1 protein-coding gene is annotated in these 1,236 nt (G+C 58.0%); it reads right to left on the bottom strand.

Annotated features, from left to right (window positions below; translation table 11 throughout):
- Positions 1–1,236 (bottom strand): hypothetical protein (locus tag ACO6V1_RS24035; RefSeq protein WP_422469136.1); only part of this gene is annotated, 1,236 nt, incomplete at both ends.

The raw sequence follows: 1,236 nt of genomic DNA, 5'->3' as shown, positions 1-1,236 counted from the left end.
AGTTGGTGGAAGTGACCCGCCAGCCACCTGGGCAACCCATCAGGTATCTTGGGCAAACCCTGCACCAGCCCTTCCAGTTCTTCCGGGGTAAGGGCAGCCAGCCTGACCTGGGTGCACCGGCTCGTCAGGGCCTTGCTCAGCGCTTCCCGTCCGGCAAAATAGCCGGGATTGATGGTGGCAAACAGGCGAAATCCCCGTGCTGCATGGCCGGTCAACACATTATTCAGCAACCCTTCTACATAGTGGCTGGGAATCAGGTTAAGCTCACTGATGGCGATCAGCTGCCCCCGGCTCATCGCCTGCTTGACGCTTTCTGCCAAAGAGGTCCACTGGTTCGGGTTGGCATTGATATGGACAAATGGGCGTACTGGCTGTTGTTTCCTCTCTTGCTGTTGTTGCCAGAGCCGGATGGTTCTGCCCAGCACAAAATCCTTGCCCCAGCCCGTCGGCCCTTCCACCAGCATGGCGGTGCGTCCCGAGTCATCCTTGTCCAGACTTTGCCAGTAGTGGTAGACCAGCTGCCGGACAGGCTCCGCAGAGAAGTCACCATCGGGGTTGGCGGCCTGCAGTCGTTGGATAAAATCAGTAAAGCTCGCGTCAACCCCCGCCAAAAGGGACGGATCTTCCTTGAACTGGCCCTGGTACCAGACGTTGAGGGTTCTCAGCCGTTGCTGGTATTCCGTGGTTACAGCACCGGCCAGACTGTCCATAAATGCCCGCCTGATCAGGGCGTTGACTTGCGCTGGCGTGTCGTCCCCGGTAGCGGAACAGTGACGGAGAATCTGGCGAACGGTGGCCAGCACATCGGTGATATCTCTGGGTGTGGTCTGGTCCTGCAGCTCCTGGAACTGGTTGTACAGGGTTAATAGTCGGTCACGGGCCTGTTGTTTCAGGTGATCAGGCCAGGCCTGCGGTAGATTGGGCAGAATGATGGCGTTGGCCAGCACGGTGTCCGGCAAGGGGTTATAAAAGAAGGTGGGAATCCGTGATTTCAGCGTGTTATCCAGGTGCCGTCTCGAATAATGATCCGGATTACCGGTGAGAATAATCCGGTGCCGGTTGTTCAGTTCGTACTCCCGGCCCTGATAATGGAGCACCGGCGGCTGCCGGGTTAAACGGGCCAGAGGGGCAAGCAGACCCTCTGGCACCAGGTTGGCTTCATCGAGCACCAGCAGGGGCGGATCTTTCGATAATGCCCACTGTAGCAGTGGCCCTTCACAAAATTCGGTGCCATGA

Source organism: Endozoicomonas sp. ALC013 (assembly GCF_049310205.1).
Classification (GTDB): Bacteria; Pseudomonadota; Gammaproteobacteria; order Pseudomonadales; family Endozoicomonadaceae; genus Endozoicomonas.
The sequence above is the reverse complement of the archived record's forward strand: the minus strand, read 5'-3'. Positions and strand labels throughout refer to the sequence as shown.